Consider the following 21,656-nt stretch of genomic DNA (forward strand, 5'->3'; position numbering starts at 1 on the left):
ATTATTCTTAGGAATCCGCTCACTTAATTGAAAGTTTGCAAACAATTTTTCTTGATATTCTTTCTTGCCTTGCATACCATGAAAGTACAAAATTTAACCCTTTTTTACAACTTTTTGGCTATATTTACTCGTGTTTGTGCAACAGGCACATTGGGTATAAAAAATTGCTTAATTCAATAAAATAGAATGTTTCTAAAGCAAAAAAACATAAATTTAAACATCGGAAAATTACGGTTTCAAACCCGCAACTTTTCTTACTCTAACCCTTTGGCAACATTAGACGAATGACTGAAAAAGAATTAATAAAATACATTGATTTAATAGTAAAAAATATCGAGGACTTTGATTTTTTTAGTATCAACAATATCTTATTTGAACACATCAAACCGGAAACAAAACAAGAAAAAGATGACTTCCTTGAATTAATTGAATCCATAAAACTTTTTGGAAAAAACAACGAACTATTTATAGTAAGAAATAAAGGTGGCTGGTTTAAATTGACAGAAAGAGGAAAAAGATTAAAACTCTCTAAAAATTCTTTTAAATCCTTTGAAAAATCCATAAACAAAAAAGAATGGTATAATGAAAATTGGATTGGATATGTAATTGCTATTATCGTTTTTTTATTTACCATTTACCAATATGTTGACAACCGTAGTTTAAAGAATGAAATTAGCACTTTAAAAACTCAATATGAGATTTATAAAGATTCGACCTATCAATTGAATAAAAAACTGGTGAAATTTCAAACTGAAAGAGTAACTGAGGGTAATGAGGAAATTGTAGTATCTGATAAAAAACCTGACTGCGAATTAAAAACTCTTGTTACGATTAATTCTCTACTTAAAAATGGTAATGAATTGAATGACCAAAATTTTGAGAAATTCTTTACAAATATGAGCACTGAATGTGCTAACAATGTTGAATATAGTCAATTTAACAATGAACTAATTTTTAAAACGTTAGAATCTAATCCTCAAAAATTTATTATATTTTTAAATAGAGTTTCAAAGAAAAAGGAAATATTGGAGTTTGTACTCACTCAACTACGAAATCCAATACAAGATGGAATTGAATTAAATGAAATATACAGACAATTGAACAAAACGGAAACAGTAGATTATAAAACGAAAGAATTAGTTTTGAAATCCTTAAAAGAATCAATTGAAAAGAATAATTAACGTTGCACAACAATGCACATAAAAATAGCTCCATTTAGTAAAATAGAATGTTTCTAAAACAAAAAAATATTAATTTTAAACATCGGAAAATATCGTTTTCAAAAACGCTACTTTTCATGTACTAAACCGTTGTAGTGTGTAAAAAAACAATATAGAAATACCTAAACGAAATTTTACCATACAATTATCGGTAAAATTTCAATTAAGAGATTTTGAAAACTGGATAATACAACTTTTATTAAATAGTTTAGACTTATACTTATTATGAAAAATATATCTCATACAGAGAATCAAATTCAATGCGTCTCTAATTTTCAAGACTTTGTTTCCGCTTCTTTTCATGGGGTAATTAATACGATTTGTTGGAATCGTAAACTAGAAGGTGATTTTTCTGAGATTGTTAACCAGTTAGAGTTAAACGAAAATATAGCCGAACTTCAACCAAATGAGCTTCTTGAACTTAAGTTGAGTGAACAGGGGCAGCTTGCTCGTGAAATTCTATTAAAGGATTTAGAGACCTTGAAAGCTCTAGGTGCATCTCCAACACTTAATCTAATTAAGTTTTATGATAGAGATGATAGCTACCCGTTTTTTCCAACAGATGTTTATTCTTTTCATGTAGATCGCTCTCCTATACCAATCGACACTTTTTTATGCACTTACTATGGCGAGTGTACTGAAATATTGCCAAATTCACAAGCCAAACAAAAAGTACTTGTTCCCGAAATACGTGAAGAACTTAAAAAAATTTATAGTGGAGCAGAGGAAGATTTTGAATCATTTTTAAGTGAAAATTTCTTTGATTTACACTATCTGGCTAAGCCTAAGGCACTGCCAATAAAATTAGGTTTAGGGCACTTGTACAGATTGGCTATTGAGCATCCTAAAAGTAAAGTCCTCCCTTGCCTTCATCGTGCACCAATGGAAAAAAGTGGACAGAAAAGGTTGTTGTTAATCTGTTAATGGAGATTGAAATATACTCATATTAACTATAAACAAAATTGCTTAATTCAATAAAATGGAATAATTTTTAACTTAAAAAATATTAAATTTAACAAACAAAACTGCGTTTTCAAAAACGCAACTTTCTTTGCGCTAATCCTTTAGGTATTCATTATGAAACGAACGAACTATAATTTAGACAACGGAATTTGAGGAATTAAATGAAAATATTTTTAACATAAAAAAATAATTGCACTATGAAAAATTTTGAAATGAAACGAATTTATAACCTTTTAGTTTTATTTACTTTAATACTTTTTAGTTGTAATTTTACTCAAGACAAAAAATCTAATTCTAACACTGCAAATTCCTTAAAGTTAACCGGAACTATTGAGAATTTAAAAGGCAGCCTAACAGTTGTCTTAACTAAAATGGATAGTAGAAATTTTTATGGTAAAAGTATTGATTCTACTTTATCATTAAATGGCTCATTTGAACTGAAAATTGAGATTAATGAACCAAGTGAATATATGATTATTGATTACAAGAATAAGGTTGCCAAAAGAAATTATCTGTGGCTTGAGAATGGTGATATATCAATAACTGGGAATTTTGACGATTTTGAAAATGCTAAAATCAGTGGGTCAAAACTAACAGAATTATCTGAAAAATACTTTAAGATTGTTGAGAAATATAATAGTCAAATGAAAAAAGGTGAAATTGAGTATAAAGATTTTCAAAAAGGAATGTTTAAAGAGAGATTAGATTTCCTATTTCAACATCCTAATAATATAGTTTCATTAACCAACTTATTAGGTTTCACCAATAATGTATCAAAAGACAGTCTACAATTATTTTATTCTAAACTTGATGACGAACTTCAAAATTCAAAAAATGGGATTGCACTAAAAAATAGTTTTGAAATTCAAAAAATTAAAGAAGGAGAACAATTTATAGATATAAATGCAAAAGATTTAGAAGGGAATATAGTAAAAATTTCAGATTTTAAAGGGAAAGTTATTGTTTTAGATTTCTGGGCTATTTGGTGTCATTATTGTCACGAACAGAATAAAGAAGAATTTCCAAAACTAAAAGAAAAATACAAGGATAAAGACTTTGTAATAATTAGTTATTCTGTTGATGTAGATAAAAAAGATTGGGAAAAATCAACGAAATCTGATAACATTGATTGGATAAATATTCCAAATTTACAAGGTGTTTCAGACAAAGTTGTAACTCAATATGGAGTTCAAGGTTATCCAACTAGTTTTATAATCGGTAAAGATGGGAAAATCCTAAAAAAAATAAAAGGATATCAGTATAATGCTCTTGAAACAGAATTGGATAAAATATTTAATCTAAAGTAGCAAGATAAACTACTTACTATACATCATAAAATTTATGCTTACATTTAAACTAATTAAAACGTCAAACATTCAACAAACAATTTGCTACGCCCGAATAATCTCCGATTTTCAGGTGTCACAAATTTTATATTAGCCCTTTAGCGGCAATTAAAAAACATGCTACATAATTAACCGAATGAAAAAACAAAATGATTTAGAAAATTGTAAAAATAAAATAAGTGAAAATCATTATTCTGGTTTTAGTAATCCCAAAGAGTTAAAAAGGATTGACGGAAAGTATATTATATCTGAAATTGGAAGTGTTTTAAACTTTGAAAAAGGAATTTTATATACCATAAAAAAATTATTAATTAAACCAGGAATTACAATTAGAAAATTTATTACTGAAGATAGAACTCGTCTTGTAAAACCAGTCTTTTTTATCATTATTTGCTCTTTAATTTATACAGTCTTTAGACAATTATTACATTTTAAAGATGATTACCTATATTTTAATAATTCAAATCCATCATTTACAACAACTATTTCTATATGGATTAAAAATAATTATGGTTACGGAAATTTAATCATATCAGTTTTTATTGCATTTTGGACTAAATTATTATTTAAAAAGTATAAATATAATTTTTATGAATTACTAATTCTATTATGTTATGTAATGGGAATTGGGATGTTGATTTTGACTGTTTTTGGTATAATTGAAGGATTAATAAAATTAAAAGTTGTTCAATTTGGAAGTATGATTTTTGTTATATATTATACTTGGGCTATTGGACAATTCTTTGATAAGAAAAAATACATAAATTATTTTAAAGCATTCCTTTATTTTAGGTTTATTAACATTTACAATTGGAATATTATTGACCGGAAATTTAATTGATTTAATCATATAAATAACAACAGCTATCACCTCATTTGAAAAATAGCTAAATTCAATAAATTTGATTGATTCAGAAATAAAAAAATATGAATTTTAAACATTGGAAAATTGAGATTTATACTTGCCATATTTAAATACGTTGGTAGTATGCAAAATAGACAATTGAATTAAATAGGATGAATAAACAATTAAAAACTGACTTATTAAATATTGAAGATTTATTAGAAGTAGTAAAACTTCAAGGAATTGATTTTTTAGTACAACTTTCTAATAGGTCTACTTCTACTAAACAAAATGTTAAAATAGATGAAACCCTTAATGATGTTGGAATTGGCGGATTAAATACCTTAAAATTATTCAATGATAAATTTGAAAAATTAATTAACAGTTCAACAGGACCAAGATATTGGGGATTTGTTACGGGAGGCTCAACACCAGCATCAATTATAGGTGATTGGCTAACAACAATTTATGACCAGAACACAAAAACGGCAAAAGGACAAGGTGATTTATCTGCAACTATAGAATTAGAAACCATCAATTTGCTTTTAGATCTTTTTAATTTGCCGAACGACTTTTTAGGAGGATTTGTTACAGGAGCAACAATGTCTAACTTTACTTGTTTGGCGGTTGCAAGACAATGGTTTGGCAAACAATTAGGGAAAGATTTTGCAAAAGAAGGCATTACGGAGAAAATTAATATTTTTTCTGCAACACCACATTCTTCAACCATAAAATCGTTGTCAATGTTAGGTGTTGGAAGCAATAATATTGAAAACCTAAAAGTAACAAAAGGGAATAGAGAAAGCATTGATATTGAATATCTGAAGCAAAAGATTAGTGCATTAAATGGGCAACCTTTTGTACTTATTACAAGTGGAGGAACGGTTAACACCGTTGATTATGATGATTTTGAAGCTATTGCAAAACTTAAAGAAGAATATAATTTCTGGTGGCATATAGATGCTGCTTTTGGAGCATTTGCAGCCTGTTCGCCTAAATACAGGTACTTATTAAGCGGTTGGGAAACTGCAGATAGCATAACAATTGATTGTCACAAATGGCTAAATGTTCCTTATGAAAATGCCTTTTTCTTAGTGAAAGAAAAGCATAAGATTTTGCAAACAGAAACTTTTCAAAATTCAAATGCTCCTTATTTAGGTGATCCTTTGGGAAATTTTAGTTATCTAAATTTTTTACCCGAAAATTCAAGACGATTAAAAGCATTACCTGTTTGGTTTTCATTAAAAGCGTATGGGAAAAAAGGCTATCAAGATATTGTTGAAAACGCTATTGAAGTTGCCAATTATTTTGGACAGTTTATAGAAAATAATGAATATTTTGAATTGTTAGCTCCAGTAAGGCTAAATACCGTGTGTTTTACATTAAGCGGAGAAGAAAACCAACACAAAGTATTCAACTTTCTAACAAATTTGAATGATACAGGTAAAGTATTTATGTCACCAACGCTTTATAAAGGGCAAAAAGGTATAAGAGCTGCTTTTGTAAATTGGCGAACATCAAATGATGATATTAACATTGTTACAAAAGAAATGATTAAATTAATAATGACTGAATAAAATGTGTGCTGCTAACACCTTATAAAATTAATTGCTGGTAAAAGGCAATTCACGAAAGTTCGTAAGTACTTTCTACCTATAATATATTTGCTAACTTAAGTTGAAAACTCGAAAGAATTAAATCAATTCTCTTCAATCAAAAAATATCTGATTTTCCAATGATACCAATCTTATAAAACGGGTGATCTTTAATTAAATTCAAAAATTTCAGCAATTGAATTATTCCATTTAGCCCTAAAAAGTATTTTTTTACCTTTACAAAAATTGCGAAATACAGCAACAGTTAAGTATGTTAAAATAATATTACTAAATGTAAGTTTAATAATTTTATAATTAGTTGTAAGCAATTTAAAAACATTCCTCAAATAAAATATGAAAATCTACCAGCAGATTGCAGACTTACTAAAAGACTTAAACGTAAAAAGCACGTCTATAGATCCTAATTTTCATATTTTTAAATTTAATGAAACGGCAAACATATCTAAAGATGCTTTAAACCCACATGTTAAAACATTTTTTACCATAGATTTTTATGCTAACAACCAATCTGAAAGACAAATAGGAGCAACAAAAGTAGAAGATTTAACCAATACTATTGCTTTTAATTCCCCTTTACAATTATTTTCGGTACAGACTTTTGAGGGGAAACCAGGAACAGAGGGATATTCGCTACTTTTTAGTTCTGATTTTTTTGAACCAAATAAACATCAATACGAAATTCAACACGAGTACCCTTACTTTAAGCTAAATTCTAGTCCGTCGTATAAATTAATACAAACAGATTTACCTTTAATTAAAAATTTATTTGATACCATTTATGAGGAATTTCATAAAAATGATACTCATAAGGTAGAATTAGTGCGGTCTTACCTTATTGTATTGTTATTACAAATAAAACGTGTTGTTGGTAATGCTAGCGGAATTATAAAATTAAAACGTTATCAAGAAATTACAGCTGATTTTGAAGAGTTAATACTTAAAGAAACTGCCAAATTTAAAACCATTGCAGCCTATGCTGAAAAACTAAATATTACACCTATTTACTTATCTGAATGTGTAAAAAAAACTACCGGTTTAACCTCTAAAAAAGTATTGTCTAATTATATGACTTTACGCGCCAAAGCCTTATTGCAACAAACTACCAAGTCTGTAGCCGAAATAGGATACAATATGGGTTTTGATGAACCTACCAATTTTATAAAATTTTTTAAAAACAACGAAGGTATTACGCCTGCTGCTTTTAGAAAACTACCTTAAAAAGTATCATTTTCTCTAAAATACTCACCTTAAATACCGTTGTGTTCTGAGCTAATTTTGCCCCTTACTAAATTAGAAAATCACAATGAAAAATATACAAACTAAACCTTTAAGCAAAAAGCTACTATTTATTATGGCAACTGCTATAGCTGCAACGGGGGCCAATTTATATTACAATCAACCATTAATACCTTCAATGGGAAAATCGTTAGGGTTAAGGGAAGGAGTATTGGGAGTTATTCCATCTGCTTCACAAATAGGATATGCGGTGGCTATCGTTTTTATTTCACCTTTAGGCGATGTAATGAATAGAAAATTAGTGATAAGAAACTTATCTATAATCCTTGTTATTGCCTTAATGGGTGTGTATTTAGCACCAAACTTAGGCATTTTAGTAGCAGCAACATTTGTTGTGGGGTTAGGGGCAAACATAACTCAACAATTATTACCCCTAGGTACCTCATTAGCTACTCCTGAAAATAAAGGTAAAGTAGTTGCTACTTTAATGACTGGTTTAGCATCTGGTATTTTACTGTCTAGAACACTTAGTGGTTTTATTGCAGAGCATTTTGGTTGGCGTGCTGTTTTTTTAAGTGCAGCAATAATTGCCACTATTATTGGTGTGGTGTTACATATTGTATTACCATCTAACCAACCTGCAGCAAAATTAAAATATACAAAACTGCTTGTTTCTATGTTTACTTTGGTAAAAACAAAACCACTATTACGAGAAGCCGCTTTTGTTGGTGCGTTATGGTTTGCTGCTTTTAATGCCTTGTGGGCTACCATTGCCATTCATGTTATGGGAAAACCGTTTTCTTTTTCAGTACAACAAGTTGGTTTAATAGGATTTGTAGGAGCTGCTGGTATCTTTGGAGCTAAAATAGCCGGTAAATGGGTAGATAAAATTGGAGCAAGAAAAGTAATGGCAATTTCTCTTGCGGTAGTGCTATTAAGTTTTGTTGTAATGGCTCTTGGGCAAAATAATATAGTAGTACTTTGTATTGGTATAATACTATTAGATTTAGGGGTTTTTGGATCTCAAATACCAAACCAAGTTCGTGTTTTTTCTATTGATGTAAATGCACAAAGTAGAACAAACGCAGTGTATATGCTTTTTTATTATATAGGTGCTTCTTTAGGTTCTGCGTTTGGTGTATCCGTAATTAGTAAGTTTGGTTGGCCAGGACTTACAATTTTTGGATTTTCTTTAGCAGCTATTGCATTAATCTTTCATCTTACAAGAAAAACAAAAAAACAGACTAAAGATTTAAAGGTGTCACTTTCTTTCAAATAACATACCATTAAGAAGTTTATTTGGTATTAGTTACAAACCCAAAATTGTAGCAAACATTTAAAACTATAAAAAATGAAAAATTTAGAACATATAAAATTACAAGATGTATTAAACGCTAAGCAAGTGGCTTGGGAAGCCAAAGCAACTGATGCTCAAAAAAAAATGTCATCTGAAAACTTAGAAGCCATAATTGAAACTAATTTCAAGAAAAATGCCATAAAAGTTGGTGACAAGGTTCTAGATTTTACGTTAAAAAATGCTCTTGGTGAATGCACCAATTTACAAACTATTTTAAACGAAGGTCCAGTAGTACTAACTTGGTATAGAGGAGGATGGTGTCCGTACTGTAATTTAACATTACAATATTTACAAAACAGCCTACTTGAATTTAAAAAACAAGGAGCTAATCTTTTGGCTTTAACACCTGAATTACCAGATAAATCACTTTCTACAACAGAAAAACATGATTTAAAATTTGAAGTATTAAGTGATGTTGGAAACAAAGTTGCGAAACAATACGGCCTATCGTACAAACTTACCGATGCTTTAGCAGTAGTGTATAAAAATGGTGTTGGTTTAAAAAATTACAATGGTGATGATAGTAGCGAATTACCTATTACAGCAACTTACGTAATTGATTCCAAAGGTATTGTTCAATATGCATTTTTAGATGCTGATTACCGCAAAAGAGCAAGTATTTCTGTAATTTTAGAAGTATTAAAAACACTTCAATCTAAATAGTAACACTTATAAAAAATTAATAATGAAACCAAGCAGCAGGATTAGTATCTAAATATTTTAGAGAAATTCCTGTTCCTTTCTTAGTAAGTATTGCAATTTTATTTGCGGTTTAACAACTAATTGTTAAGTTCATATAGTGAATTTTATAATCCTAAAAATGAATATTTAGTTTGTAACATTAATTTTGTAATTTCGATTCAATCCTATCTTTATTTCTAAAGAATCTATAATAATGCAATTAATTTATACAACGAAAAAAGATAATACTTATCTTTAAGCTTTAAAACTCCGAATAAGGTATTTAATTAACATCTTAAATTAATTTTAACCTGAAGCCTATTTTAGGACTACACATTTATCCCGAAATTTACTACAGTAGATAAGGTTGTTTTTTGATTTTTTTATACTTTTGAAGGTTGTTTTCAATCTATTTTTTACGATTATATTTTATGAAAAAAAATACTATTATTTTAAAGATTATTATCTTTGGAATTGGTCTATTTGTGATGGCTTTGGGTGTAGCTTTATCTGTTAAAGCTAATTTGGGTGTTTCTCCAATATCTTGTATTCCATATGTTTATTGTTTTAAATTGCCTTTTACGCTAGGAACACTAACCATTTTTTTTAACCTCATTCTTATACTCATTCAGATAGGAATACTTCGGAAAAATTATCGTTTACTTCAATTATTACAACTTCCAGTTGTTTTTGCGTTTGGTGTATTTATTGATTTAGCACTTCATTTAGTATCAGGTTTAAATGTTTCTAATTACTACTGGCAAGCGTTATGGTGTTTAATGAGTTGTGTAGTAATAGCATTTGGTGTTTTTTTAGAAGTGAAAGCGAAACTAACTTATTTACCAGGAGAAGGATTAGCCATGGCTATTTCAGATACGTTTAACAAGGAGTTTGGGAAAGCAAAAATAGGAGTGGATAGCGCAATGGTTTTGGTGGGTTTAATAAGTTCTTTTGTATTTCTCAAGCAACTTGAAGGGATAAGAGAAGGAACAATTGTTGCGGCTATTTCGGTGGGGTTTATTGCTAAATATTTTCATCGAAGAATACACTTTTTTGATTCATGGCTTGAACCAGTTGTTGATATCTCTCCAAATGCAAGCGAGTTAGAAAGTACTTTAAAAAGCAATCTTGTTATTACCATTTCCAGAGAGTATGGTAGTGGTGGGTTTGAAATAGGAAAGCAATTGGCTAAAAAGCTAGGAATCTCATTTTATGATAAGGAAATTATAGAACTTACAACTAAAGAAAGTGGATTTACATTAGATTATATTCAACAGAATGAACAAAAATTAGCACATTCTCTTTTATCTGAACTTTATGAACAAAATTATGCCTATGTGTATGAAAAGCAACCACCTCTCGATGTTTTATTTTTAGTTCAGAGTAAAATAATAAGAGACATCTGCTCAAAGGAATCATGTGTTATTGTTGGGCGTTGCGCCAATTTTATTCTAAAACATAACCCAAATTGCTTTAGTGTATTTATTCATGCTAACAAAAATTATCGCAAAGATAAAATCACCCATGAGTATAAAATTAAATCTGAGGTTACGGATAGCGAGTTAGAAAAAACAGATAGAGAACGAGCCAACTATTGTTTACATTATACAGGTGAAAATTGGAATAATGCAAAGAATTATCATTTGACGATAGATAGGTCTTCGTATGATACAGACGAAGTAGTTGAGATAATTACTAATTTAATTAAAAAACAAGATGTTAAATATATAATTTAGCGAAACGTTTATCAAAATAAAGTTTCATAATATTTTGTATAAGTAATGGCAGGGGATGTGTTAAATATCAAAATTTTTAGGCAGCTAAAACAGCGTTGTAGTTTAACAGGAAAGTATTATGCAATCTTATCTGAAACCGATTTATTAATGAAAGAAATTGATAGAATAGAAATCTAATAATAGTAAATTAGTATATTTTCATAGTCTAAACCGTAAGTTGTTGAGAGAGAACTGTGTGAACCAAATGAATAACATGAAAAACAAATTGAAATCTTCTAAACTTATTAAAAAACATAACAATTTATTTAAAATAGAAGTTAGTAATTTGCAAAAAAAAGTTAATGCATGAAAATAAAGATTGATAAGTTTGTTCTATCTATTATAGCTACCATAGCAATAGCTTATATGTTCCCGCAATTGGGAACACAAGAAAGTAAAATTCCTTTAAATACAATTAGTGCCATAGGAATTTCTCTTATGTTCTTTTTTTATGGACTTAAATTGAGTCCGAGGAAATTAATAGAAGGACTCAAAAACTGGAAATTACACTTATTAATTCAGACGTTTACCTTTTTAATTTTTCCATTATTGGTTTTATTGGCACGTCCATTTATTCAAAATGAAGAACAAGAAACTATTTGGTTGGCATTCTTTTTTTTGGCCGCCTTGCCGTCTACGGTTTCATCTTCAGTTGTTATGGTCTCTATAGCAAAAGGGAATATTCCAGGAGCAATTTTTAATGCGAGTATCTCGGGGATTATTGGTATTGCCCTTACGCCATTATGGATGGGACTATTTGTTCATGATGTACAAACAGACTTTGATTTTACAGACATATATATTAAACTTATTGTCCAAATAATTGTACCTGTTGTAATAGGTCTTTTTTTACAACGTTTCTTTGTTAAATTTGTACAAAAACATAGCAGTAAGCTAACCATTTTCGATAAATCTATAATACTATTAATTATTTTTAAAAGCTTTGCAGAATCTTTTGAAGGAAACATATTTAGTATAGTTTCTTTTTTAGATTTAATTGTTATTTTAATTGGAGTTATTCTTTTATTTTTAACAGCTTTTTATCTCACTAGGTTTTTAGCTAAAAAACTACATCTCAATTATGAAGATCAAATTACTGCGCAGTTTTGTGGTACTAAAAAATCATTAGTACATGGCACCGTTTTTTCAAAAATATTGTTTGGTAATATGGCATCTATTGGGATTATATTATTACCGCTTATGTTGTTTCACGCAATACAAATACTAATAATTAGCATAGTAGCATTTAAAATGGCAGTTATAAAACCAGATAGCGATTAAAATTTCTAAATAATTGTTGGTTTATAGGATGAAATATTTACGAATTTTATATTCAGTTTTAATTTGTTAAATTGGAGCTTAAATACTTAACAATTTATATACAAGAGATTTAGAAAATAAAAGATCTATGGATAAAATTAAATTATACGGAGCAGATTGGTGCCCCGACTGTCGCAGAGCGAAATCATTTTTAAATGATAATAATATTGAGTTCACTTTTATTGATGTTGATTTAAACAAAGAAGCAACATTAAGAGTGGAAAAGATAAACAACGGGAAGAGAATTATACCTACCGTAATTATCAACAAAAAATCATTCACTAACCCTGATAACATAAAATTGTCAAGTGTGTTAGGTGTAAATGAAGTTGGAAGAGTTCAATTATTTGGTGCAGATTGGTGTCCTGATTGTAGAAGAGCTAAAAATTTTTTACAAGATAACTCCATTAATTTTGAATTTATAGATGTTGATGAAAATGATTGGGCAACGGCTAAAGTAGAAGAAATAAATAATGGTAAAAGAATTATTCCAACTTTACTTATTAATGGAAAACCACATACCAACCCTGATAATGTTTCATTAACAAAACTATTATCTATAAATATAGAAAAAGAACATAAAGTTTTTGATACCATAATAATTGGAGGTGGTGCTGCTGGATTAACAACTTCTATTTATGCTCAAAGAGATCGTTTTGATACATTAATTTTAGAGAAAAAGAACATTGGAGGAAATGCTTTTTTAACAGAGAAGATTGAAAATTATCCTGGCTTTACTAACATTTCTGGTCCTAAATTAATGGATAAAATGGAGGAACAAGCCAAGACCTATGGAGCAACGATTAAAACAGGAGAAGAGGTTGTGGATATAACCAAATTGAATGGGGTATTTACGGTAAAAACAAAAGGAGCTAGTTATATTGGAAAATCAATTGTTTTGTCAACAGGTTCAACTTATAGATTGTTAGGAATTCCAAACGAGACAGCTTTAGTAGGTTCGGGAATTCACTTTTGTGCTACCTGTGACGGTGCATTTTACAGAGACAAAGATATTATTGTTATTGGAGGAGGAAACTCTGCACTTGAAGAAGGAATTTTCTTAGCAGGATTTTGTAAATCTGTAAAAATTATAAACCGATCTAAAAAATTTACAGCAACAGATACTTATGTAGAAAAGCTAAAAACCATTGATAATATTACCACTTATATGAATAAAACATCTGTTGAGTTTTTAGCAGGAGAAAATGATTTATTCAAATCATTGAAGGTTAAAGATAATGAAACCAATAAAGAGGAATTAATTTCAGCAGATGGTGTATTTATTTTTATTGGACTTATACCAAACACCTCTCCATTTAAAGATTTAATATCTTTAAACGAAAGAGGTTTTATAACAACATCAGGTTTAGCTCAAACATCAGTAGAAGGTATATTTGCAGCAGGAGATTGTAGAGAAGGCGCTATAGCTCAAGTTGCAGCCGCAACAGGCGAAGGTGTTTTAGCTAGTTATGGAATTAGAAATTATCTTAAATAACGTTCATAAAACCGTTAATAGCTGTGTAAGGTATTAAAAAACATAAAGTACAATTCAAAAGCTCCTTTTTAAGGGGCTTTTGTTGTTTAATGCAAAGCTATAGAGGAATTACTGTTGTTGTTCTTTATAAGTTATAAAGAATGTTTCTAAAACTTAAAAATATTACATTTATAGTGCAAAAAAAGGAACTATTAAAAGCACAATTTAGGAGTATATACATCAATAAAAAATCATAGATTAATTAAATGAAAAATTTTAATAGTATAAAATATGAAATAGATAAAGAAAGGAATGAAAATCCGAAACTAAAAATATTATCTTATTGGAGTTTATTTTCATTTGTAGGAATAATAATTATAAAAACTATTATTAGACCAAAGCAACTTCATATATCTGAATTTTTTATCTTTTTACAAGGAACATTACCTAATTATTTTGCTGGAGCGGGTTTATTTTCGTTGGCTTTTATTTTTTACAGAGCATTTTTTAGTTATGAGAATTCAATAATCAAAAGAATAGTGTTTTCTTTCCTATTTTCATTTGTTGGATTAACAATGTGGGAATTAGTTCAATATTTTATGGGGTATCCTGTTGATTATTATGATATTATAATGACAGCGATTGGAGGTGTTTCTTCAATAATAATTGTTCTTTTAATTAGAATTAAAAATTATTAAAACAAACATACACGAAATGGTTTCCAATGTTTAAAAAATATCTAATTTTATAGATGTGTAATTCTTATATGAAATTGTTGTAACCAATTTTAAAAAATGCCTATGAATTTTTCAGAAATATTAGTAATTGGAGTCTCTTCTAGATCCTTATTTGATTTAGAGAAAGGAAACGAAATATTTGAAAGTAAAGGAATTGAAGAATATAGGAAATTTCAACAGGAAAATGAAGATAAACCTTTAGAACCTGGAACGGCTTTTTACTTAATAAAGAGTCTTTTAGAGTTAAATAACCAAGCAGATAAAAGAATTGTGGAAGTTATAGTAATGTCAAGAAATAGTCCCGAGACTGGAGTTAGAATGCTAAACTCAATAAAAAAACATAAATTAGATATAACAAGAGTTGCTTTATCTGGTGGAGAACCATTATCACCTTATATTGATGCTTTTGATATTGATTTGTTTCTTTCTAAAGACGAAAAAGATGTTCAAATTGTTATTGATTCAAAAGTGTGTGCGGCTGCAACTATTTATGCTCCACCTGAAAAATTTGATTCAAAAGATAGCCGAGTGAAAATTGCTTTTGATGCTGATGCAGTTTTATTCTCTGATGAATCGGAATTGAGATATAAAAAAGAAGGAATGGATGCATTCCATAAATATGAATCTGAACACGAAAACGATCCGTTAAAAAAAGGTCCTTTTGCTAAGTTGTTAATTAAACTTTCTAAAATTCAAGAACATTTTCCAACACGAATAGAACTATCACCTTTAAGAATTTCAATAGTTACGGCGAGAAATGCTCCTTCACATATGAGAGTTATTAGAACTATAAGAAATTGGGGAGTTTATGTTGACGAAGCGTATTTTTTAGGAGGTTTATCAAAAGATAAAGTTTTAAAAGCATTTGGGGCGCATATTTTCTTTGACGATCAAGATACACATTTAAAAAGTTCAAGTAAAGTTGTCCCTTCAGGAAAAGTACCTTACAATACTGGGTCTCAAATGAATAATTTAGATAAGAAAAAATAAAAGGGTTACAATACTTTTTATAATTTGTAGCTTAATTTTAGTTTCCCTAAATAAATTTAATTTTTTTTTAGTAGGTATTTCGTTTATTTAATTGCTTAAAAATTGTTAAAAACCATTATAAAACATTGTATAAAAAAAACTTATGATAAAATTAGATGATTACAAAAAAGAAAAACTAACAATTGATATTGTAAAAGCAAACATATATGGAATTCTGATAATGATTCCTGTTTTTTTAATTTATGGAATCCCTTTTTATCTTCTACATTTTAATGATTCAACGTTATTAAATTTTAAAGAATTGATTAAGGCGGCTGATACTAATTCTATGTTTTTGTTTCCTTTATATTTTTTTCTAATATTTTTAATTGGAATTATCTTACACGAATTAATACACGGAATAACTTGGTCAATTTTTGCCAAGAAAGGATTTAAGTCTATTAAATTTGGAGTGCTTTGGAAAATGCTTACACCTTATTGCCATTGTAAGGAACCTCTTTTAGTGAAACATTACATTTTAGGAGCAATTATGCCTGCAATATTTTTAGGAATTATTCCGGCTCTATATTCATTAATTTTTGGAAATATTGCTGTTTTAATATTTGGAGCTTTATTTACAGTAGCAGCTGTTGGAGACTTTTTAGTTATTAATTTAATAAGAAAAGAAGATCGTAATAGTCTTGTTCAGGATCATCCTTCAGAAGCTGGATGTTTTATTTATAGAAAAGTATAGTAAGAACCAGCACACAACATTTCTTAAAATTTGTGCTTAACCTAAATTAAAAAACAAACTTTGAATAAGCGATTTAAAAATAATTGATTTAATGAAAAGTATTTTAAAAATAGTACCATTTTGCTTTGTGTTATTTTTTGGCTGTAATAAGGAAGTAGAAAATGAGAACATTTCCTATGAGTTACAAGAAATCATAAATAATGGAGTAACCGTTGATTCAGTAGTTTTAGATTATGCAACCATTTTTACAAGTAATGATTTTTTTTCAATAATTGAACCAAATGCAGTTGATAACTTTGTAAGTAAAAATGAGGCATTACTATATTTTAAATTTATTTCTGATAGCCGAGATATGTTGGAAGAATATTTTCATGAAAAATATTTAGAGGAGCTAAAGCAAGGAATTATTGTAGAAAGGATGTTAAAGTATTACGATTATTTGGAAAATATTTCTTTAGAGGTGAAGATAAATGATAATGATTTTCAACAAGTTAATGTTAACTCAGATGTTGTAAAATTTATTCCAACACCAGAAATAAATAGCGGAGATACATTTGCAAAATATGAAATGACAAAAGAAGAATTTATTGATAGAAATAATAGAATATTTCCAGACTCTTTTATCTTGTGTTTTAATAATAAAGACTTAAAACTAAATACATATGTATTTAAAATTACGTTTATACTAAACAACAAAAAGGAGTTTATTTTACAGACTGATAAGATGGAATTTTAACGTTTAACTGAATTGTTTTATAAAAAATAATAACCTAAAGGTTGCAGTTATAAATATCAATTATTGAGTAATTAGGTAGATTAAAATAGGGTATTAGTATTTTTCCTTTTCTAAACTCAAAAAAAATAATTTTACAAAAAAATAATCACATAAAAATGAGAACCTATTTCAAAATAATACACTTTTATTAGATACCTTTGAAATAGTACATAGTTATTAAAAGGAATTAAAAATTGTGAGAATAACAAGATTCCAATTGATGTTTTCACTTCCTTTTTCCAATCTTTTGGTTAAACCTTGTGATTGAAATAATATAATTAAGTATTTCATAAAAGTAATGAGAAAATTGATTAGAAATTAAAAATGAATACTAAACAACATAAAAGTATTAGTAAAGGTCAGGCTTTTCCTATTGGTGCTACCATACAATGGAATGGAGTTAATTTTAGTATTTACTCAAAGAACAGTACCGGTATTGAGTTACTATTATTTGATACACCAGATGACAAAAAACCTAGTGATATAATAGTTTTAGATAAAAAAAAGAATAAAACAGAATTTTATTGGCATATTTTTGTAGCAGGAATTAAGGCTGAGCAAATTTATGCATTTCGGGTACACGGACCGTTTATTCCAGAACAAGGACTTCGTTTTGATCCAAAAAAAGTATTGCTCGATCCTTATAGTAAATTGGTGGTTTTGCCAAAAAAATATAAGAGAGATTTAGCCATAAAACCAGGTAATAATATTGGCAGTGCTATGAGAAGTGTTGTAGTGGATACTAACACTTATAATTGGGAAGGAGATCGCTATCCTCGCCGTCCTTTTTCTAAAACTATCATTTATGAATTACATGTTAAAGGCTTTACTAAAAATCCAAATTCTGGTATAGAAGAAAATAAAAGAGGTACCTATTTAGGCTTAATTGAAAAAATACCCTATTTAAAAGATTTGGGAATTACTGCTGTAGAATTACTTCCTGTTTTTCAGTTTGATGAACAAGATGCTTTTGAAGGAAATATAAATTATTGGGGATATAGTCCCGTATCTTTCTTTGCACCTCATAGGGCTTATAGCTCCTGTAAAGATATTATGGGGCCTATGGATGAATTTCGAGATATGGTGAAAGCTTTGCACAAGGCAGGCATAGAAATTATTCTTGATGTAGTTTACAATCATACTTCTGAAGGCGGTGAAAACGGACCAACATTTGGTCTTAAAGGAGTAGAAAATAGAGCCTATTATTTATTAGAAGGAGATAGCTGTCGCTACGGTAATTATTCAGGATGTGGTAACACCATTAATGCTAATAATTCAGTAGTACGGAGAATGATTATGGATAGTTTGCAGTTTTGGGTATCAGAAATGCATGTTGATGGATTTAGGTTTGATTTGGCTTCTATTTTATCTCGTGATGAGTTTGGAGTTCCTCAGAAAAATCCACCAATACTTTGGGAAATTGAATCAGATCCAATTCTGGCTGGAACAAAATTAATTGCAGAAGCCTGGGATGCTGCAGGTCTTTATCAAGTTGGAAGTTTTATAGGCGGTAAATGGAAAGAATGGAACGGTAAGTTTAGAGATGATGTGCGTAGTTTTATAAAAGGAGATGATGGTTCAATCTCTAATTTCGCTTCTCGAGTTTTGGCTAGTCCAGACTTATATGGGCATAAGAATAGATCGGTAGGAACAAGTATAAATTTTATTACTTGCCATGATGGGTTTACATTAAATGATTTGGTTTCTTATAACGAAAAGCATAATGAAGCTAACAGAGAAAATAATAGAGATGGAAATAATGATAATTTAAGTTGGAACTGTGGGGTTGAAGGATTAACAACAGACCCTTCCATTATAAAATTAAGGGAACAGCAGATAAAAAATTTCATGGTGGTTACACTACTGTCATATGGTACTCCAATGCTAATGATGGGAGATGAAGTTGGGAGAACACAATTAGGAAATAACAATGCATATTGTCAGGACAATGAAATAAGTTGGTTTAATTGGGAACTTTTAGAAAAAAATGCATTTCTATTTAGGTTTTTGAGAATGTTGAATATGTTTAGGATAAATAGAGATTCAAGCAAAGACGATATTGAACCGCCGTTATTAGAATTTCTTCAAAAAAGACGACAAATAGAATGGCATGGTGTTAAATTGGGACAACCAGATTGGAGTTCAACATCACACAGTTTGGCCGGTACCGTAAGAACTAAAAAGAAAGATCCAGCATTATATATTGCATGCAATGCATATTCAAAGGATTTAAATTTTGAAATTCCAGACCCTCTAAATTTTAAAAAAAAGAATTGGTATCGAATAATTGATACTTCTTTGCCTTCTCCAGAAGATATTGTTATTCCTAATAACACCAAAATTGTGAAAGAAAATTTTTATAATGTAAAAGCAAGATCTGTAGTTCTTCTTATAGCTCCTTAAAATTTTTAGATTTCTTATTTTAGCTATGGTATACTTTTTTAAATAGCTGATGATAATTAAAGTAGAGAATTTTAAAGAACTATAAAATGGGTTTTAAAACTGTAAATATAGAATATAACTAATATTGTAAATTAAATCCTTTTTATTAAGGTTAAATCTGAAATAACCATTTATGAAAAACATACTTTTTTTATTCATTTTATTTATTTTTGCTAGTTGTATAACTCAAAAAAAACAATTTATTTTAAATGCAACTTCCAAGACTGTTAGCATAAAAGAAGGTGATAAATTATATAAAGATATTTGGACAATATCACCAGAAGTTGAATTAGATGAATTTGTACCTCACAAATTTAATGGAAATAAAAAAGTGAGTTTTATTTCTAATATTGATACACTTACATTTAATGTAAATCCAAACAATACTTATGATTTTACAATTTTGTATAATGATGTAAAAGCATTTACACGGATAAATACAGATACTTTGAAAGAAGCATCTATACCTTCAAAAAATATATTAGAGTATTATTATAACAACAAAAACAGAATATTTTTAATTGATACAATACCTTTTGAATTAGGAACTGATAATCAAATTCATATAACAGGTAAAATTAATAAATCAGATTCACTAAATGTAATATTTGATACTGGTGCAAATGCAATAGTTATTGTATCTAAATTAATAGGAGATAAAGTAAATTTAAAGTTAGATGGTAACACTTTAAATAATGGTTCAGATGGAACTAAAACAGTAGAAACAAGTTCTTCGAACAAATTAGAAATCGGAAATTTAAACTGGGATAATGTAGAACTTCTTTCAATAGATTTTCAAAATCCAAATTTTGATGGAGTTTTAGGTTGGATAGCTTTTGAAAATAAAATTGTAGAGATTGATTATGAAAATAAATTATTAATAATCCATAAATCAATGCAAACAGTTCCAAAAGGTTTTTCCAAAATAGACACAAAAATGATTGGAGGTATTCCATATATAAAAGGTACTATTACAATTGAAAACAAAATAAGTTCGGGTTGGTTTGAGTATGATACAGGATATGATTCAAGTTTTTCGCTGAGTCAAAAATTTGCTTCAGAAAATGGTTTAAATGGAGTGTTGAAAAAAATAGGGTCTTCTACTTCATTAGGAAGTACGGGGATTAAATGGAAGGCAACCGATTATATTTTACCAAAATTACAAATTGGAGAATTTAAACTTTTTAATGTTCCATTATCTATTGATGAAAAAGACCCAAAAGGAATTGAAAACAATAATATTTTAGGAAATAATTTACTTAAACGATTTAATGCGATTATAGATTTAAAAAATTTTGAAATATATTTAAAACCTAATAATTTATATAATTTAAATTATAAAAAATAAAATACAGATGATAAAAGGACTTTTTGAAACTCATTTATTTGTAGAAAATCTAGAGCGTTCTGTTGATTTTTATTCTAATAAACTAGAATTAGAACAGTGCTATTATGAAGATGAAAGACGTGCTGCTTTTTTTTGGATTGGAAAACCTAAACAGTTTATGTTGGGATTATGGGAGAAACCAAAAGAGCAAATAGATATTAGACATTTTGCTTTTGAATGTGAATCTGAATGGGTTTTAAATAACTCTGTTGAATATTTGAAGAAAAGAAATATAAAGTGTAGAAATTTTCTAAAAGACGGAACTGAAAGACCGATGGTATTTGCTTGGATGCCTGCAATATCTATATATTTTGAAGACCCAGACGGACATTCTCTCGAATTTATTGGAATTTTAAAAGGTAAATCTAAACCTGAAAATGGAATAATTTCTTATGAAAAATGGAAGGAACTTGAGAACGATGAAAAATAAAATAATTACTCAATAAATAACTGAGCTAAAAAAATGATTTTTATAATTAAGACACCTGATGTCACTTTTGTTTATGCTTGTTATGCCCTTTTCTCCAAAATAGCTTTCTAAAAGGCAAATAATCCTTATTTGTCATAGTTTTATTAAGATTAATTTTAGAATAGAACTTTAAATAATAAAACTATATTTCCACCTCTAATTTATCAAGGGGATAAAAGTGTATAATGCTATTGTTTAGCGTTTATTCTTCAAATTCATACAAAAATATAGAAATGTAAACGTTTAAATAATATTGTAAAATCAGATTGTTTAATATTAAATATTGCCTCC

General features: G+C 28.5%; 18 protein-coding genes. All 18 read left to right on the plus strand.

Translation table 11 applies throughout. The annotated features are described in order from the left end of the window. Window positions 1–284 precede the first annotated feature (284 nt). The 18 genes from DAD81_RS06240 to DAD81_RS06325 all read left to right on the plus strand — a co-directional run bounded on the left by DAD81_RS06240 (window position 285) and on the right by DAD81_RS06325 (window position 21,326). Entirely contained in the window at window positions 285–1,181 is an 897-nt protein-coding gene (locus DAD81_RS06240; protein ID WP_111707396.1) for a hypothetical protein, read from the plus strand. Window positions 1,182–1,445: 264 nt separating this feature from the next. After that, window positions 1,446–2,144, plus strand: a complete 699-nt coding sequence (locus DAD81_RS06245) for a hypothetical protein (protein ID WP_111707397.1) — start codon at window positions 1,446–1,448, stop codon at window positions 2,142–2,144. Window positions 2,145–2,380: 236 nt separating this feature from the next. Beyond that, on the plus strand, window positions 2,381–3,490 hold the full coding sequence (locus DAD81_RS06250) for a TlpA disulfide reductase family protein (RefSeq protein ID WP_111707398.1): 1,110 nt from the start codon (window positions 2,381–2,383) through the stop codon (window positions 3,488–3,490). A gap of 175 nt (window positions 3,491–3,665) precedes the next feature. After that, window positions 3,666–4,370: a DUF3667 domain-containing protein gene (locus DAD81_RS06255; RefSeq protein ID WP_245949185.1), complete on the plus strand. Its 705-nt coding sequence runs from the start codon at window positions 3,666–3,668 to the stop codon at window positions 4,368–4,370. Window positions 4,371–4,546: 176 nt separating this feature from the next. Beyond that, window positions 4,547–5,950 (plus strand): pyridoxal phosphate-dependent decarboxylase family protein, encoded by a 1,404-nt coding sequence (locus DAD81_RS06260; protein WP_111707399.1) that lies wholly within the window; start codon window positions 4,547–4,549, stop codon window positions 5,948–5,950. A gap of 372 nt (window positions 5,951–6,322) precedes the next feature. After that, complete coding sequence (locus DAD81_RS06265; protein WP_111707400.1) at window positions 6,323–7,207, plus strand: helix-turn-helix domain-containing protein; 885 nt, start codon at window positions 6,323–6,325, stop codon at window positions 7,205–7,207. A gap of 85 nt (window positions 7,208–7,292) precedes the next feature. Then, window positions 7,293–8,504 (plus strand): MFS transporter, encoded by a 1,212-nt coding sequence (locus DAD81_RS06270; protein ID WP_111707401.1) that lies wholly within the window; start codon window positions 7,293–7,295, stop codon window positions 8,502–8,504. 72 nt (window positions 8,505–8,576) lie between these two features. Beyond that, on the plus strand, window positions 8,577–9,245 hold the full coding sequence (locus tag DAD81_RS06275; RefSeq protein ID WP_111707402.1) for a peroxiredoxin-like family protein: 669 nt from the start codon (window positions 8,577–8,579) through the stop codon (window positions 9,243–9,245). 449 nt (window positions 9,246–9,694) lie between these two features. Then, the gene (locus tag DAD81_RS06280) at window positions 9,695–10,999 is read left to right on the plus strand and encodes a cytidylate kinase family protein (RefSeq protein ID WP_218939678.1); all 1,305 of its coding nucleotides are present in this window, start codon (window positions 9,695–9,697) and stop codon (window positions 10,997–10,999) included. Between the two features lie 345 nt (window positions 11,000–11,344). Then, window positions 11,345–12,319 (plus strand): bile acid:sodium symporter family protein, encoded by a 975-nt coding sequence (locus DAD81_RS06285; protein WP_111707403.1) that lies wholly within the window; start codon window positions 11,345–11,347, stop codon window positions 12,317–12,319. Window positions 12,320–12,446: 127 nt separating this feature from the next. Then, window positions 12,447–13,853: an FAD-dependent oxidoreductase gene (locus tag DAD81_RS06290; RefSeq protein ID WP_111707404.1), complete on the plus strand. Its 1,407-nt coding sequence runs from the start codon at window positions 12,447–12,449 to the stop codon at window positions 13,851–13,853. 245 nt (window positions 13,854–14,098) lie between these two features. After that, complete coding sequence (locus DAD81_RS06295; RefSeq protein ID WP_111707405.1) at window positions 14,099–14,530, plus strand: hypothetical protein; 432 nt, start codon at window positions 14,099–14,101, stop codon at window positions 14,528–14,530. Between the two features lie 102 nt (window positions 14,531–14,632). After that, on the plus strand, window positions 14,633–15,559 hold the full coding sequence (locus DAD81_RS06300) for a 5'-nucleotidase (protein WP_245949186.1): 927 nt from the start codon (window positions 14,633–14,635) through the stop codon (window positions 15,557–15,559). Between the two features lie 142 nt (window positions 15,560–15,701). Beyond that, entirely contained in the window at window positions 15,702–16,292 is a 591-nt protein-coding gene (locus tag DAD81_RS06305) for a DUF3267 domain-containing protein (RefSeq protein ID WP_111707407.1), read from the plus strand. A gap of 91 nt (window positions 16,293–16,383) precedes the next feature. Then, window positions 16,384–17,028, plus strand: a complete 645-nt coding sequence (locus tag DAD81_RS06310) for a hypothetical protein (RefSeq protein ID WP_111707408.1) — start codon at window positions 16,384–16,386, stop codon at window positions 17,026–17,028. A 363-nt stretch (window positions 17,029–17,391) separates the two neighbouring features. After that, window positions 17,392–19,470, plus strand: coding sequence for a glycogen debranching protein GlgX (glgX, locus tag DAD81_RS06315; protein ID WP_111707409.1), 2,079 nt, complete (start codon window positions 17,392–17,394; stop codon window positions 19,468–19,470). Between the two features lie 172 nt (window positions 19,471–19,642). After that, window positions 19,643–20,857 (plus strand): retropepsin-like aspartic protease, encoded by a 1,215-nt coding sequence (locus tag DAD81_RS06320; protein ID WP_111707410.1) that lies wholly within the window; start codon window positions 19,643–19,645, stop codon window positions 20,855–20,857. A 7-nt stretch (window positions 20,858–20,864) separates the two neighbouring features. Continuing rightward, window positions 20,865–21,326: a VOC family protein gene (locus DAD81_RS06325; protein WP_111707411.1), complete on the plus strand. Its 462-nt coding sequence runs from the start codon at window positions 20,865–20,867 to the stop codon at window positions 21,324–21,326. The last annotated feature ends 330 nt before the right edge of the window (window positions 21,327–21,656 follow it).

It is taken from the genome of Lutibacter citreus (assembly GCF_003260195.1).
Lineage (GTDB): Bacteria > Bacteroidota > Bacteroidia > Flavobacteriales > Flavobacteriaceae > Lutibacter > Lutibacter citreus.

Excerpts from the sequence above, each read along its gene's own strand:
- DAD81_RS06295 (WP_111707405.1), top strand. The coding sequence starts at position 14,099 with ATGAAAAATTTTAATAGTATAAAATATGAAATAGATAAAGAAAGGAAT.
- DAD81_RS06300 (WP_245949186.1), top strand. The coding sequence starts at position 14,633 with ATGAATTTTTCAGAAATATTAGTAATTGGAGTCTCTTCTAGATCCTTA.
- DAD81_RS06260 (WP_111707399.1), top strand. The coding sequence starts at position 4,547 with ATGAATAAACAATTAAAAACTGACTTATTAAATATTGAAGATTTATTA.
- DAD81_RS06245 (WP_111707397.1), top strand. The coding sequence starts at position 1,446 with ATGAAAAATATATCTCATACAGAGAATCAAATTCAATGCGTCTCTAAT.
- DAD81_RS06275 (WP_111707402.1), top strand. The coding sequence starts at position 8,577 with ATGAAAAATTTAGAACATATAAAATTACAAGATGTATTAAACGCTAAG.
- DAD81_RS06310 (WP_111707408.1), top strand. The coding sequence starts at position 16,384 with ATGAAAAGTATTTTAAAAATAGTACCATTTTGCTTTGTGTTATTTTTT.
- DAD81_RS06265 (WP_111707400.1), top strand. The coding sequence starts at position 6,323 with ATGAAAATCTACCAGCAGATTGCAGACTTACTAAAAGACTTAAACGTA.
- DAD81_RS06250 (WP_111707398.1), top strand. The coding sequence starts at position 2,381 with ATGAAAAATTTTGAAATGAAACGAATTTATAACCTTTTAGTTTTATTT.
- glgX (WP_111707409.1), top strand. The coding sequence starts at position 17,392 with ATGAATACTAAACAACATAAAAGTATTAGTAAAGGTCAGGCTTTTCCT.
- DAD81_RS06255 (WP_245949185.1), top strand. The coding sequence starts at position 3,666 with ATGAAAAAACAAAATGATTTAGAAAATTGTAAAAATAAAATAAGTGAA.
- DAD81_RS06285 (WP_111707403.1), top strand. The coding sequence starts at position 11,345 with ATGAAAATAAAGATTGATAAGTTTGTTCTATCTATTATAGCTACCATA.
- DAD81_RS06240 (WP_111707396.1), top strand. The coding sequence starts at position 285 with ATGACTGAAAAAGAATTAATAAAATACATTGATTTAATAGTAAAAAAT.
- DAD81_RS06280 (WP_218939678.1), top strand. The coding sequence starts at position 9,695 with ATGAAAAAAAATACTATTATTTTAAAGATTATTATCTTTGGAATTGGT.
- DAD81_RS06320 (WP_111707410.1), top strand. The coding sequence starts at position 19,643 with ATGAAAAACATACTTTTTTTATTCATTTTATTTATTTTTGCTAGTTGT.
- DAD81_RS06270 (WP_111707401.1), top strand. The coding sequence starts at position 7,293 with ATGAAAAATATACAAACTAAACCTTTAAGCAAAAAGCTACTATTTATT.
- DAD81_RS06305 (WP_111707407.1), top strand. The coding sequence starts at position 15,702 with ATGATAAAATTAGATGATTACAAAAAAGAAAAACTAACAATTGATATT.
- DAD81_RS06325 (WP_111707411.1), top strand. The coding sequence starts at position 20,865 with ATGATAAAAGGACTTTTTGAAACTCATTTATTTGTAGAAAATCTAGAG.
- DAD81_RS06290 (WP_111707404.1), top strand. The coding sequence starts at position 12,447 with ATGGATAAAATTAAATTATACGGAGCAGATTGGTGCCCCGACTGTCGC.